This is a genomic window from Reyranella soli (assembly GCF_007992495.1).
Taxonomy (GTDB): domain Bacteria; phylum Pseudomonadota; class Alphaproteobacteria; order Reyranellales; family Reyranellaceae; genus Reyranella; species Reyranella soli.
Genome location: NZ_BKAJ01000227.1, coordinates 1 through 12,898 on the forward strand (window position 1 = coordinate 1; position 12,898 = coordinate 12,898).

A 12,898-nucleotide genomic window follows, 5' to 3' on the forward strand; every position below is an offset into this window, starting at 1 on the left:
AATGCACCATCGCCGGCTCGAGTTCGTGCTGGCGGATCAACGCTTGCGCGATCTCGACCGAGGGCGCGGCGGCCATCGGCTTGCCGTCGGCGGAGAAGATGCCGATCGCATGCGCGCCGTCGGGAAGGTTGATGGCCTTCACGTAGGCGATCTGCTGGGAGCCGAGGCTCAGGAATGCTTCGTCGGCGAGGGGCGTGAAGTTGTTAGTCTGCTCGTTTTCCATGGCTACCTCCTTGGCAGCGTCAACCAGCGTCCGTCAGCGGGGCTGAACACGACGCGCGGTGATATCGATGGTGTTGCCGGCACCGCTGCCGGCGTCGCCGGCCTCGATGCGGATCCTGCGAATGCGTGGCTCCTGGACCGGCCGCACGAGGTCGATCGACAGCAGCCCGTTGTCCAGCCGCGCACCGGAGACCTCGATGCCCTCGGCGAGCATGAAAGCCCGCTGGAACTGGCGCGCCGCGATGCCGCGATGAAGGAAGACGCGATCGCTGTCGTCGGTCTGCTTGCCGCGCACCGTGAGCTGGCTTTCCACCAGCTCGATGGCGAGGTCGTCGGTCGTGAAGCCCGCAACGGCAAGAGTGATGCGCAAGCCGTTCTCGCCGATCCGCTCGATATTGTAGGGCGGATAGCCCTCCGCGCTCTTGGCCAACCGGTCGAGCGTGCGCTCGAGCTGGTCAAAACCCAGCAGCAGGGGCGAATTGAACATCGACACACGGCTCATAGAACTCTCCTCCGAGGAGCGAGCGTCCAGGAATCCATTAAGGCCTTCCCTTGCAGTGAATCTGGGGTGCCGGGGAGGCGGTTCAAGGGCATTTGCCGGGGCCATCGCCAGCGCCGTCCGGGTGGGCTAAAATGGCCACACCCCTCAACTGCCCGGTGGAAAATGCCGGCGGGCCAACGAACAGAAGCAAATGACGCTGGTTGCATCAGACGTGCGCCGGCCGGGTGAGCCGTTGGTGGCCGGTACCCGTCCGACCCGCTCCGCTCCTCCCCGCCCGACCAAGGCCAATGGTAGCAAAAACCGCGGATTTGGGCGCTGGCTGCTCGAATCTGGCCTTTATTCGCTCACCCTGGGCTACGCATCGCCACGCTCCTTCTTCGCCGTGGCGCCCGACAGTTGGCCTGGCGACCCGGCGATCGGCCAGCGCCTCCTCATGGGCGAGCTTCTGGCGCGCGGCAGCGCCGGCGCCGTGGCGCCCGAATCGGACGATCCGCCGTGGCGACGCTCCGGTGCATCCGGCCTGTGGGTCGATGCGCTGAACGGCTTTGCCTGGCTGCGCGACCTGCGCGATTGCGGTGACCCGGCGGCGGCTGCCCTTGCCGTCCGGCTGGTCGACGATTGGTCGAACCGCGAAGGCCGCTGGTCTCCCGTGACCTGGAAGCGCGAGGTGCTGGCCGAGCGCATCGTCTCATGGATCCGTCACTATGACTGGCTGGCCACCGCGGCCGATCCGGAGTTCCCCGCCCGCTTCGTCTTCTCGCTCGCCCGCCAGCGCACCCATCTGCGGCGCGCCTTGCGCACCGGCCTGGTCGGGCACGAGGCGGTCGCCGCCTTCAAGGCGTTGATCTTCGTCGACCTGGCTTTCCTGCGCGACGGCAAGCACTTCGAGAAGAGCCTCGACCAGACGCTGTCGCGGCTCGCCAAGTTCGTGAAGCGCTACGTGCTGCATGACGGCATCGTGGCTGAGCGCGCGCCGCAGCTGCAGCTCGCCGTGTTGCGCCATCTGATCGACGTGCGTTCGGCGCTCGGTTCGGCCGAACGCCGCGCGCCGCCTGAGATCCTCGCCGCCATCGACCGCATGGCGCCGTTGCTGCGCTTCTACCGCCATGGCGACGGTGGCCTGGCCTTGTTCAACGGCGCCTGGGAGGCCGATCGTACCTTGATCGACCTGGTGCTGGCGCGCTCGGGCTCGAGCGAGAGCGCGCCGACCATGGCGCTGGCCAGCGGCTTCCAGCGGCTGGCCGCCGGCACCTCGCTGGTGATCACCGACGCCGGCAGTCCGCCCGGCCGCGGCATGGACGGCATCGCCCATGCCGGCACGCTCTCCTTCGAGATGAGTGCTGCGCATGAGCGCCTGATCGTCAATTGCGGCACCTTTCCCGGCGCGCCGCGCGACTGGCGGCATTTCATGCGCTACACGGCAGCGCATTCGACGGCTGTGGTCGACGACACCAACTCGAGCGAGATCACCGATCATGGCTCGCTGGAATATCGCGCCGGCAACGTCGTGGTCGATCGCGCCGACAATGACGGCGCGCAGTGGCTCGACATGATGCATGACGGCTACCGCTCGCTCTACGGCATCATCCATCGCCGCCGCCTGTGGCTGTCGGCCGATGGCGGCGACTTGCGCGGCGAGGACACCTTCACGGGCCACGAAGGCCGCATGGTGACGGTGCCCGACAAGCGCTTCATCGTGCGCTTCCACCTGCATCCGGCGGTCAAGGCGACCCTGGCGCAAAGCGGCCAGGCGGTGCTGATGCGCCTGCCGAGCGGCCGCGGCTGGCGCCTGCGCGCTTCTGGTGCCGGCATTGGCTTGGCCGAGAGCATCTATCTCGGCGAAGAGGGCCGCGTGCGCCGCACCGAGCAGATCGTGCTGGTCGGCCAGGTGCCGATGGAGGGCAGCACCGTGAAGTGGGCGCTGACCCGGATGGAAGGCTGACGGTCTACCGCAGGAATCGCCGGAAGCGGCGAAGAGAGAAATAGAATAGGACCGCCCCTATAAGCAGCAAGGCGGCGAACTGCGGCCAGACGACGTCGAGCCCGGCGCTGCGGAACAGGATGGCCTGCGCCAGGATCACGAAGTGCGTGTTGGGAGCGGCCAGCATGATGTCCTGGATGATCTGCGGCATGCTTTCACGCGGGGTCGTGGCGCCCGACAGGATCTGCAGCGGCAGCAGCACGAGCATCAGCAGCATGCCGAACTGAGGCATCGAGCCCGCCACCGTCGCGAGGAAAATGCCCATGCAGGTCGTCGCCAGGACCTGCAGGGCGGTCCCCACCATGAAGAGCGGTATCGATCCTTCTATGGGCACCGCGAGCAGTCCCTGCACGATGATGACGAGGGAAAACCCCGACGCGACCAGGACGATGAGCCCCATCGACCAGATCTTGCTCAGCATGATCTCGGTCGGCGTCACCGGCATGACCAGCAGATGCTCGACAGTTCCATGCTCGCGTTCGCGGATGAGGGCCGTGCCGGTCAGGATGATCGACAGCATGGTGATCATCGAAATGACGTTGTTCACCGAGCCGAACCAGCTCTTGTTGAGCTGCTGATTGAAGCGGGCGCGCAGGGTGAGATCCACGGGCACCGCCGTGGCGCCGCGATAGCGCTGCAGGAACTCGCTGACCTCCGCGGAAACGATCGACTGTATGTAGCCGGCGCCGGTGAAGGCCTGCGAAATGCGCGTGGCGTCGACATTGAGCTGTATTTCGGGTGATCGTCCCGCCAGCAGGTCGCGCTGGAAGTTCGGTGGAATGTTGAGAGCGAACGTGTCGATGCCGGCATCCATGCGGCTGTTCATCTCGGCGTGGGAGATGAGCTGCGGCGGCAGGAAATAGGGTGGATAGAAGGCGCTGATGATGCGCGATGCCACCGGTGAGCGGTCCTCGTCGACGATTGAGACGACGGCGCGGCTCAGGGTCTCGGGCATGGCTCGCGATGCGGTGTAGATCGAGAGCGTGAAGGCATAGACGATCAGCAAGAGCAGCATGGGATCGCGTGCCACGCCGCGCAGTTCCTTGATACCGAGCTGCAGGATGTTGGCCGTCCGCATGGTCAGGTCTCCTGCTTCCTGAGCAGGGCGACGCCAAGGCCCAGCAGGACCGGAATGGCGATGACCAGCGGCAGGAACACGCCTTGCAGGTCCCGGAAATCCAGGGCCTTGGAGAAAGTGCCGCGCGCAATCGTCATGAAGTAGGTGGCGGGATAGATCTGTCCGATGAAGGCGCCGGCGCCCTGAAGCGACGAGACGGGATCGATCATTCCGGAGTACTGCACCGCCGGAATGAGCGTGAGCAGCGCCGTGGCGAAGATCGCGGCGATCTGGCTCTTCATGAACGTCGAGACGACCAGGCCCATGCCCGTCGTGATCACGACATAGAGCAGCGCCGCCGCGGCAAAGGTGCCGAAGCTCCCGGTGAAGGGGACCTGGAAGACGAAGACGGCGAAGCCCGTCAACAGCAGGAAGTTCAGCATGGCGAGCAGGACGTAGGGCAGCTGCTTGCCGAGCAGGAACTCGCTGCGCGTGACGGGCGTGACGTAGAAATTGATGATGGAGCCCAGCTCCTTTTCGCGCACGATGCTGAGCGCGGTGAGCATCGACGGGATCATCATCAGCAGGAGCGGGATCACCGCCGGCACCATGGCGATGAGGCTCTGGACGGTGGGGTTGTAGCGGTAGCGGATCACCAGCTGGAAATCGCCGGCCGCGGCGGCCCGGCCGTAGAGTTGGCGGGCCTTCTCCGACAGCCATTGCGCATGCATCCCCTGCACGTAGCCGCGCACGGTCTCCGCCCGGCTGGGCATCGCGCCATCGATCCATGCGCCGACCTCGACCCGACGGCCGCGCGCGATGTCGCGGCCGAAGCCGGGCGGTATTTCTATCGCGAGGCTGAGCTCCCCGTCGCGCATGCGTCGGTCCAGCTCGTCGTGGCTGACGATCGGAGGCTTTTCCGTGAAATAGCGCGATCCGGCGATTTGCTGGACATAGTCGCGGCTGACCGAGGTGTTGTCGCGGTCGAGGACGGCGAAGGAAAGGTTCTCGACATCGAGATTGATGCCGTAACCCATGACGAACATCAGGATGACGGTGCCGACCAGGGCGAGCGTCAGGCGGATCGGGTCGCGCCGCAGCTCGAGAGATTCCAGACGGGCATAGGCCAACATCCGTCTCAAGTCGAAGATGCTCTTGTAGGTCGGCCGTTCCGCAGCCGCTTCGGGCGACGGCAGCGCCGCGTCGGTTGCCGGCGCGGGTTCCGTTGCGCCCGCCGCCTCCTCGAGATAGGCCACGAAAGCGTCGTCGAGGCTGGCGGCGGCGCGTTTCCTGACGATGGCGGCGGGCGTGTCGCTGATCAGGACCTTGCCGGCATGCATCAGCGAGATGCGGTCGCAGCGTTCGGCCTCGTTCATGAAATGGGTGGAGACGAAGATCGTCACGCCGTCCTTGCGCGAGAGGTCCGACAGGATCTGCCAGAAGCCGTCACGGGCCACCGGATCGACGCCCGACGTCGGCTCGTCGAGGATCAGGATCTCGGGCGAATGGATCATGGCGACGGCCAGCGACAAGCGCTGACGCATGCCGAGCGGCAGGGCATCGGGCAGCGCGTCCATGACGGCCACGAGGTCGAAGCGTCTGGCCATCTCCTCGATGCGGCCGGCAATGGTGTCGGCGGCCAGGCTGAACAGGCGGGCGTGCAGGTCGAAGTTCTGCCGCACCGTCAGCTCGCCATAGAGCGAGAAGGCCTGCGACATGTAGCCGACGCGCCGGCGCACCTCCATGTCGTTGGCGTCGACGGGCTTGCCGAACAGCCGGGCGATCCCTTCGCTCGCCGGCAGCAGCCCGGTCAGCATCTTCATGGTGGTCGTCTTGCCGCAGCCGTTCGAGCCGAGAAAGCCGAAGATCTCGCCGCGGCCGATGCGGAAGCTGACGTCGGCCACTGCCGTGAAGTCGCCGAAGCGCATGGTGAGGTGCTCGGCCTCGATGGCGACCTCATCGGCTGCTCCCACTGCGCGCGGCGGGATGACGACCTCGCGATGCCCACGTCGCTTCTCCTCCGGCAGCAGCGCGATGAACGCATCGTCGAGGGTCGCCGCACCCGTCCGGTCGAGCAGCTCGGCCGGCGTGCCGGTGGCCAGGACACGGCCCGCGTCCATCGCCATCAGCCAGTCGAAGCGGGCGGCCTCCTCCATGTAGGCGGTGGCGACCATCACGCTCATGCCGGCGCGCTCGCCGCGGATCCTGTCGATGAGTTCCCAGAACTGGCGGCGCGAGAGAGGATCGACGCCGGTGGTCGGCTCGTCGAGGATCAGCAGATCCGGATCATGGATCAGGGCACAGCACAGGCTGAGCTTCTGCTTCATGCCACCGGACAGTTTTCCGGCTGGCCGGTCGGCGAAGCGGCCGAGGTCGGTGCTGGCCAGTAGTTCAGCAATTCGCTGCTCGCGCTCGCGCCGCCCGTGCCCGAACAGCCGGCCAAAGAAGTCAACGTTCTCGAAGACCGACAAGGTCGGATAGAGGTTCTTGCCGAGCCCTTGCGGCATGTAGGCGATACGCGGGCAGACCAGCCGGCGATGCGCGGCGCCGGCCATGTCGCCGCCCAGCACCTCGACACGGCCCTCCTGGATCACGCGGGCGCCGGCGATCAGGGACAGCAGGCTCGACTTGCCGACACCGTCGGGTCCGATCAGGCCGACCATGCGGCCAGCGTCGATGTCCAGCGTGATCGCGTCGAGGGCTCGTGTCTGGCCATAAAACAGGCCCACCTTGTCGAGGCGCACCACAGGGGGCGCGATCATGGGCCGATGACCTTGCTCAGCCGCTCCGGCCATTGGGCGTTGGGGTCGAGCCGTACATAGGTCACGCCCGGAAGGCCCGTCTTGACCTGCTCGATGTACTTGCGCAGCAGCTCCTCAGGGATATGCGCCTTGACGCGGAACATCAGCTTCTGCCGTTCCTCCGCCGTCTCGACCGTCTTGGGCGTGAACTGGGCAACGTTGGCCACGAAAGTGGCCTTGGCAGGAAGCACGGCTTGCGGCCAGGCGTCGAGCACGATGCGCACGTCGCTGCCGATCGCGACCCGTCCGGCCTGGGCCGTCGGCAAGAAGAACGTCATGTAGACGTCGCTAAGATCGACCATGTTGAGCACGCGGCCGCCGGCGGCGAGGACCTCGCCGGGCGGGGCCACACGAAACTGCACGCGTCCATCGCGCGGCGACGTGAGCGTGCTGTCGTTGATGTCGGCCGTGACGGTTTCGATGGCCGCCCGCGCAGCATCGACCGCCGCCTCGGAGTCGACGATCTGGGCTTTTGCTGCGTTGACGGCGGCATCGGCCGCGGCGAGCTGCGCCTTGGCCGCATTCACCGCCGCCGCCGCTCCCTGGGCATGGGCGCGATCGTCGTCGAGCACCTGCTGCGACACGGTATTGGTCTTGACCAGCTGCTGCGATCGCTCCAGGCGCCGGTTGGCCGCATCGAGCTCGGCTTCACGCTGGGCAATGACGGCCACGGCCGCCTTTCGTTCGGCCTCGCGCTGGATCACGAGACTCTTGGCGGTGTCGATTCCGATGATGGCCCGCTGCAATTCGGCCTGGGCCTGGCGGCGCTTTGCCTCCAGCTGGTCGGTGTTCATGCGCGCCAGGACTTGCCCGCTTTTGACGAAGTCGCCTTCGCGAACGAGGATCTCGCCGATGCGCCCGGGAATCTTGGCGGCGATGTCGATTTCGGTCGCCTCGATCCGTCCGTTGCCGCTGGCGAAGCCGTCGGGCAGCCCGGGATCGGCGAAGGTCCGCCACGCGTAGTAGCCGAGGCCGGCGACAGCCACGAGCGCGACGGCGATCAACCAGGGCTTGGTGGACTTTGCCATGTCGAGCACTCCTTCCGCTGTCTCCTCGACGGCGGTGAGTTCCCGGGCATGCGATATGCCGCGCTGGAGCCCACACATGAGGAGACAAGCCCGCGCACCGCGTACCATAGCCGGATTGGCAGCAGCTTTGCTGCATATCAAGGAGCCCGTTCGTGCGGCGCGCCTGCAGTCCAGGAGCGCGGGCCTCTGGCCCGCTCATGCTCATGAGCGCGCGGGGACGCGCGCGGTCCGGAAGAATGGATACAATGAGCGGGCCAGAGGCCCGCGCTCCCTTACGGCTTCAGGAAGCCTACTGTCCGATAGACCTCAGCCAGGATCGGCTCGGCGATCGCTCGGGCGCGCTCGGCGCCGTTGCGCATCACCGCGTCGACGTGGCCGGGATCCTTCATCAGCCGCTGCATCTCCGCGCCGACCGGACCGAGCTTTGCCACGGCAAGCTCGGTCAGCGCCGCCTTGAACTCGGAGAACTGCTTGCCGGCGAACTCGCGGACCACGTCCACCTTCTCGCGGTCGGCCAGCGCGGCAAAGATGCCCAAAAGATTGTCGGCATCGGGCCGCTTCTCGGCATCGGCGACGCTCTCCGGCATCGGCAGCGGATCGGTCTTGGCGCGACGGATCTTCAGCGCGATGGCGTCGGCATCGTCCGTGAGGTTGATGCGCGACTGGTCCGACGGGTCGGACTTGCTCATCTTCTTGGTGCCGTCGCGCAGGCTCATCACCCGCGTTGCCTCGCCGAAGATCAGCGGCTCGGTCAACGGAAAGAAGTCGGGCGCGTTGAAGTCGTTGTTGAACTTCTGGGCGATGTCGCGCGTCAGCTCGAGGTGCTGCTTCTGGTCCTCGCCGACCGGCACGTGGGTGGCCTTGTAGATCAGGATGTCGGCCGCCATCAGCGCCGGATAGGCGTAGAGGCCGAGCGAGGCGTTCTCGCGGTCCTTGCCCGCCTTCTCCTTGAACTGCGTCATGCGGTTCATCCAGCCGACCCGGGCCACGCAGTTGAACACCCAGGCGAGCTGCGCGTGCTCGGGCACCATCGACTGGTTGAAGATGATCTGTTTTCCCCCGTCGACGCCGGCGGCCAGGAACGCCGCGGCGATCTCGCGCGTCTGGGCGGCCATCAGCTTGGGGTCCTGCGGTTGGGTGATGGCATGCATGTCGACCACGCAGTACAGGCACTCGAAGTCGCCCTGCAGGCGCGCAAAGTTGCGGATCGCGCCGAGATAGTTGCCGAGATGGAGATTGCCGGTGGGCTGCACGCCGGAAAGGATGCGACCTTTCAGGCCCCGGGCAGCATAGGGCGCCAGATGCGTGTTGGGCGCCGTCGTCGTGACGTCGGGCATGGGATGTGGACTCCACTCACTGTGGAAGGATGCGGGGTTTGGACCTCCGCGCACCCCGCCGGTGGAAGGCAAGGGCAGGGCGGTATGGCTGAGGTCCGGTCCTAAATCAAGGCGCCGTTGACGGCGGCGGCCGGGCCTGTTCCCATCGGCTTTGCACGCATCTTGCAGGATAGCAGGGGCATCGGGGTTGGGAGAATTTGTGATGAACGAAGGTCGTTTGCGCCATCTGATTGGCCAGGTGAAGTCAGGCAAGGTGTCCCGTCGGGCATTCCTGCGCCGAATGGCGGCGGCGGGCCTGACGGCGCCGATGGCAACCCAGCTTCTCTCCTTGGGGGGCGTGGCCATGGCGCAGTCCAAGGCACCGGTCTACAAGCCGACCAAGCGCGGCGGCGGCGGTGTGCTCAAGGTGCTGTGGTGGCAGGCGCCGACCTTGCTCAATCCGCATTTTGCGACCGGCACCAAGGACCAGGACGGCTCGCGCCTGTTCTACGAGCCGCTGGCCGGCTGGGACCAGGACGGCAACCTGCGGCCGCTGCTGGCCGAATCGATTCCGGGGCGCGAGGACGGCACGTTGGCGGCCGACGGCAAGTCGGTGACCTGGAAGCTGAAGAAGAACGTGAAGTGGCATGACGGCCAGCCCTTCACCGCCGACGACGTCGTCTTCAATTGGCAGTACGCACGCGATCCCGCGACGGCCGCCGTCACCAGCGGCGTCTATACCGACATCACGGTCGAGAAGGTCGACACGCACACCGTCACCGTGAAATTCAAGGAGCCGACGCCATTCTGGGCCGATGCTTTCGTCGGTCCGGTCGGCATGATCATCCCCAAGCACCTGTTCGCCGACTACATCGGTGCCAAGTCGCGCGAGGCGCCGACCAACCTCAAGCCGGTCGGCACCGGCCCGTACATGTTCAAGGACTTCAAGCCGGGCGACATGGTGAGCGGCGTCATCAATCCCAATTATCACCAGGACAACCGGCCGCACTTCGACGCCATCGAGATGAAGGGCGGCGGCGACGCCGTCTCGGCGGCGCGTGCGGTGCTGCAGACCGGCGAGTTCGACTTCGGCTGGAACATGCAGGTCGAGGACGAGATCCTGACGCGCCTGGAGAAGGCCGGCAAAGGCCGCGTCATGATCAACGAAGCGGGCTTCATCGAGCACATCCAGATCAACTTCACCGACCCCTCGACCGAGGTCGACGGCGAGCGCTCCAGCATCAAGACCAAGCATCCGACCCTGTCGGATCCGGCGGTGCGCCAGGCGCTGGCGCTCCTGGTCGACAAGGACTCGGTCGAGAAGCACATCTACGGCCGCACCGGCCGGGCGTCGGCCAACTTCATCTACAATCCGGAACGCTTCCGCTCCAAGAACACCAAGTACGAGTTCAACGTCGACAAGGCGATCGACATCCTGGAGAAGGCCGGCTGGAAGAAGGGCGCTGACGGCATCCGCGAGAAGGACGGCAAGAAGCTGAAGTACCTCTACCAGACCTCGATCAACCAGCCGCGGCAGAAGACGCAGGCGATCGTCAAGCAGGCCTGCCAGAAGGCGGGCATCGAGATCGAGCTGAAGTCGGTGACGGCGTCGGTGTTCTTCTCGTCCGACGTCTCCAATCCCGACACCTATCCGCACTTCTATGCCGACCTGCAGATGTACAATAACGGTCCGCAGCAGCCGGATCCGGCCGTGTTCCTGCGTCAGTTCTGCTCGTGGGAAGTGGCGTCCAAAGCCAACAAGTGGCAGGGCCGCAACATCACGCGCTGGCAGAACAAGGAATACGACGACGTCTTCAACGCCGCACAGATGGAGATCGATCCGCTCAAGCGGGCGGCCATGATGATCAAGATGAACGACATGGCCGTGAACGACCATGTCGTCATCCCCGTGGTCGCGCGGCCCATCGTCACCGCCGTGAGCAACAAGCTCACCTGTGAGCTGAGCGGCTGGGACACCAACACCTGGGACCTGGCGAACTGGTTCCGGGAGAGCTGACCTCAAACGTTCCTCCCCCGTATGACGGGGGAGGAGAAGTTGAGACGCTGACATCTTGCAGATGGAGGCATCCGATGGACGAACGCGACTTGGCGGGTCTTCTAGACCAAGTGAAGGCGGGCCGGATGTCGCGACGTGCCTTTGTCCGGCGACTGGCGATGGTGGGGCTGACGGCGCCGATGGCGAGCCAGCTTCTCGCTCTGTCGGGCGTGGCCATGGCGCAGCCCAAGTCGAGCTACAAGCCGACCAAGCGCGGCGGTGGCGGGCTCCTGAAGGTGCTGTGGTGGCAGGGCCCGACCCTGCTGAACCCGCACTTCGCCGTCGGCACCAAGGATCAGGACGGCTCGCGCCTGTTCTATGAGCCTCTGGCGCGTTGGGATCGCGACGGCAATCTCCGGCCCGTGCTGGCGGAGACGATCCCGGGCCGCGAGGACGGCACGCTGGGTGCCGACGGCAAATCGGTGACCTGGAAGCTGAAGAAGGGCGTGCGCTGGCACGACGGCCAGCCCTTGACGGCCGACGACGTCGTCTTCACCTGGGAATACGCTCGCGATCCGGCGACGGCCACGCTCACCAGCGGCTCCTACAAGGACGTCACGGTCGAGAAGATCGACCAGCACACCGTGGTCGTGAAACTCTCGGAGGCGACGCCGTTCTGGGCCGATGCCTTCGTCGCCGCGGCCGGCTGCATCATGCCGAGGCACCTGTTCGCCGACTATGTCGGCGCCAAGTCGCGCGAAGCTCCGACCAACCTCAAGCCGGTCGGCACTGGCCCCTACAAGTTCAAGGACTTCAAGCCGGGCGACCTCGTCGCCGGCGTCATCAATACCGACTATCACATGGAGAACCGGCCCCATTTCGACGCCATCGAGATGAAGGGCGGCGGCGATGCGGTATCGGCAGCGCGCGCGGTGCTGCAGACCGGCGAGTTCGACTTCGGCTGGAACATGCAGGTCGAGGACGAGATCCTCACGCGCCTCGAGAAGGGCGGCAAGGGCCGCATCATCATCAGCCGAGGCGGCGGCATCGAGCACATCCAGCTCAACAGCACCGATCCGTGGACCGAGGTCGACGGCGAGCGCTCCAGTCTCAAGACCACGCACCCGACCCTGTCGGATCCGGCGGTGCGCCAGGCGCTGACCCTGCTGATCGACAGGGACTCGATCGAAAAGCACATCTACGGCCGCACCGGCGCGGCGACGGCGAACTTCGTCTACAACCCCGAGCGCTTCGCCTCCAAGACGACCAGGTACGAATTCAACGTCGATAAGGCGAATGCCATCCTCGACAAGGCCGGTTGGGCCAGGGGCGCCGACGGCGTTCGGGCCAAGGGCGGCAAGAAGCTGAAGTTCGTCTTCCAGACTTCGATCAACCAGCCGCGTCAGAAGACCCAGGCGATCGTCAAGCAGGCCTGCCAGAAGGCCGGTATCGATCTCGAGCTGAAGTCGGTGACGGCATCGGTGTTCTTCTCGTCCGACGTCGCCAACCCGGACACCTACGCCAAGTTCTACTGCGACCTGCAGATGTACAACACCGGCATGGCCCAGCCCGATCCGGAAGTATTCCTGCGCCGGTTCCTGTCGTGGGAGGCGTCGACCAAGGACAACAAGTGGCAGGGCCGCAACACCACGCGCTGGCGGAGCAAGGAATTCGACGACATTCACCAGGCAGGGCAGGTCGAGCTCGATCCGATCAAGCGCGCGGCCATGATGATCAAGCTGAACGAGCTTCTAGTGAACAATCACGTCGTCATCCCGCTGGTGGCCCGCCTGGGTGTTGCCGCCGTGGCCAACAGGCTCGTGGTCGAGCTGAGCGGCTGGGACAACAACACGGGCGATCTGGCAAACTGGTACCGGGAGAGCTGACCTCAAACTTCCTCCCCCGTCTTACGGGGGAGGGTAGGGTGGGGGAAAGCGACAGTCGTGATATCCGAAATTTCAGATCTGAAATTTCAACGATCTTCCGCGCTGCCTG

The 12,898-nt window shown here is 65.6% G+C and carries 9 protein-coding genes; 3 read left to right on the forward strand and 6 right to left on the reverse strand.

Going from position 1 to position 12,898, the window contains the following annotated elements; translation table 11 throughout:
- On the reverse strand, positions 1-223 hold a 223-nt coding region (locus RSO01_RS43060; RefSeq protein ID WP_147156773.1), incomplete at its 3' end, for a DUF1150 family protein.
- Between the two features lie 33 nt (positions 224-256).
- Positions 257-724, reverse strand: a complete 468-nt coding sequence (locus tag RSO01_RS43065; RefSeq protein WP_147156774.1) for an Hsp20 family protein — start codon at positions 722-724, stop codon at positions 257-259.
- A gap of 190 nt (positions 725-914) precedes the next feature.
- On the opposite strand from RSO01_RS43065, the gene RSO01_RS43070 reads away from it, so the two are divergent.
- Positions 915-2,666 carry a heparinase II/III family protein gene (locus RSO01_RS43070; RefSeq protein WP_147156775.1) on the forward strand — a complete coding sequence of 584 codons (1,752 nt, stop codon included), beginning with the start codon at positions 915-917 and terminating at the stop codon, positions 2,664-2,666.
- A gap of 4 nt (positions 2,667-2,670) precedes the next feature.
- Here RSO01_RS43070 and RSO01_RS43075 read toward each other — a convergent pair whose 3' ends face one another.
- The 4 genes from RSO01_RS43075 to trpS form a co-directional block, all read right to left on the reverse strand.
- Positions 2,671-3,783, reverse strand: a complete 1,113-nt coding sequence (locus RSO01_RS43075) for an ABC transporter permease (protein WP_147156776.1) — start codon at positions 3,781-3,783, stop codon at positions 2,671-2,673.
- Between the two features lie 2 nt (positions 3,784-3,785).
- Positions 3,786-6,524, reverse strand: a complete 2,739-nt coding sequence (gene rbbA, locus RSO01_RS43080) for a ribosome-associated ATPase/putative transporter RbbA (RefSeq protein ID WP_246159203.1) — start codon at positions 6,522-6,524, stop codon at positions 3,786-3,788.
- The gene (locus RSO01_RS43085; protein WP_147156778.1) at positions 6,521-7,591 is read right to left on the reverse strand and encodes an HlyD family secretion protein; all 1,071 of its coding nucleotides are present in this window, start codon (positions 7,589-7,591) and stop codon (positions 6,521-6,523) included. Before RSO01_RS43085 ends, rbbA begins: the two co-directional genes overlap by 4 nt.
- A 272-nt stretch (positions 7,592-7,863) precedes the next feature.
- On the reverse strand, positions 7,864-8,928 hold the full coding sequence (gene trpS, locus RSO01_RS43090) for a tryptophan--tRNA ligase (RefSeq protein ID WP_147156779.1): 1,065 nt from the start codon (positions 8,926-8,928) through the stop codon (positions 7,864-7,866).
- Positions 8,929-9,130: 202 nt separating this feature from the next.
- Between trpS and RSO01_RS43095 the strand changes: the two genes are divergently transcribed.
- Together RSO01_RS43095 and RSO01_RS43100 are read left to right on the forward strand one after the other, a co-directional pair.
- Positions 9,131-10,924, forward strand: a complete 1,794-nt coding sequence (locus RSO01_RS43095; protein ID WP_147156780.1) for a peptide ABC transporter substrate-binding protein — start codon at positions 9,131-9,133, stop codon at positions 10,922-10,924.
- A gap of 74 nt (positions 10,925-10,998) precedes the next feature.
- Positions 10,999-12,789, forward strand: coding sequence for a peptide ABC transporter substrate-binding protein (locus tag RSO01_RS43100; RefSeq protein WP_147156781.1), 1,791 nt, complete (start codon positions 10,999-11,001; stop codon positions 12,787-12,789).
- Positions 12,790-12,898: the final 109 nt, after the last annotated feature.